We start from the raw sequence: 1,294 nt of genomic DNA, 5'->3' as shown, positions 1-1,294 counted from the left end.
TGGGGTGCCCCGATCTTTCCGGACACGGACCCAAGTAGGGTTTACGTGACACCCGGAAGGCAAGGTAGTGGCGAAGAGGCCGAGGCATTACTCTCCCGAATTGCGGGCCGAAGTCGTTAAGTACGTCCTGGATGACGGACACACATGCGCACAGGCAGCCCGTGCTTTCAACCTGGTCGCCGAAACGATCCGCAACTGGGTGAACGCCGAAAAAGAGAAGCGCAAGGGAAACACCCCAGAAGCGCGCGAGGCAGTCGATCGGGCACAGCTCGCAGAGCTGGAGCGCAAGGTCAAGGAACTTGAGGCAGAGAACTCGTTCCTGAAAAAAGCGGCGGCCTACTTCGCGAAGGAGCAAGGGTGAGTGAGAAGTTCGCACTCATCGACGCGGAGCGGGCCAATTTTGAGATCAAGATGATGTGCCGGCTGCTCGGCGTTTCCACCTCCGGCTTCTACGAATGGTGGCATCGTCCGTTATCGGACCGGGCGCTCCGACGCGAGGCGCTCAAAATCCGCATCGAGGAGGAGTTCGCCAAGTCCGACCACACCTACGGCTACCGGCGCCTCCACGCCGAACTCGGGCGTGCCGGAATCAAGATCGACGACGAGACGGTGCGCGACCTGATGCGCGAGATGGACCTTGTTCCAGTGCAGGTCAAGAAGCGCAGGAGCCTCACGGTCGCCGACAAGGACGCCGGGCCGATCCCCGACCTGGTCAAGCGCGACTTCACCGCTGAGGCGCCGGGAGCGAAGATGATCGGCGACATCACGCAGATCGACACCGGCGAGGGGCCGCTGTTCTTGGCCACCGTGATCGACTGTTTCTCCAAATCCGTGATCGGCTGGTCGGTCGACACGCGCTACCCGGCACGCTTGGTCAGCGCGGCAATCGACATGGCCGCTGGGCGGATCACTCTTCCTGAAGATGCCATTTTCCATTCCGATCGGGGAAGCCAGTACACGTCGATCGAATTCGGTAAGACGCTCGGCAAGTACAAGATCCGCAGGTCGGTGGGCCGAACGGGGATTTGCTTCGACAACGCGATGGCGGAATCTTTCTTCGGGAAGCTGAAGACCGAGATGGTCCACCACCGAGTTTTCGCTACACGAGCTGAAGCGCGGCGCGCGCTCATCCAGTACATCGAAGGCTTCTATAATCCGCGGCGACTTCATTCAGGGCTCGGTTATCGACCGCCGCTCGAAGTCCTCGACGAATGGTTCGATAATCAGTCGGTTGCGTGATAGAGTCGACCATATAGTTCATTTGGGACGTGTCCGGAAAACGCCGGGCTCCTCA

The 1,294-nt window shown here is 60.1% G+C and carries 2 protein-coding genes; both read left to right on the top strand.

Annotation, left to right across the window (positions count from 1 at the left end; all coding sequences use genetic code 11):
* The first annotated feature begins 67 nt into the window (after positions 1 to 67).
* Positions 68 to 361, top strand: a complete 294-nt coding sequence (locus ACFLIM_RS50190) for a transposase (protein WP_393178022.1) — start codon at positions 68 to 70, stop codon at positions 359 to 361.
* A complete protein-coding gene (locus ACFLIM_RS50185) occupies positions 358 to 1,239 on the top strand; it encodes an IS3 family transposase (RefSeq protein WP_393178020.1) in 882 nt (293 codons plus the stop codon). Before ACFLIM_RS50190 ends, ACFLIM_RS50185 begins: the two co-directional genes overlap by 4 nt.
* Positions 1,240 to 1,294 lie beyond the last annotated feature (55 nt).

The organism is Nonomuraea marmarensis, assembly GCF_043197025.1.
GTDB classification, from domain to species: domain Bacteria; phylum Actinomycetota; class Actinomycetes; order Streptosporangiales; family Streptosporangiaceae; genus Nonomuraea; species Nonomuraea marmarensis.
The sequence above is the reverse complement of the archived record's forward strand: the minus strand, read 5'-3'. Positions and strand labels throughout refer to the sequence as shown.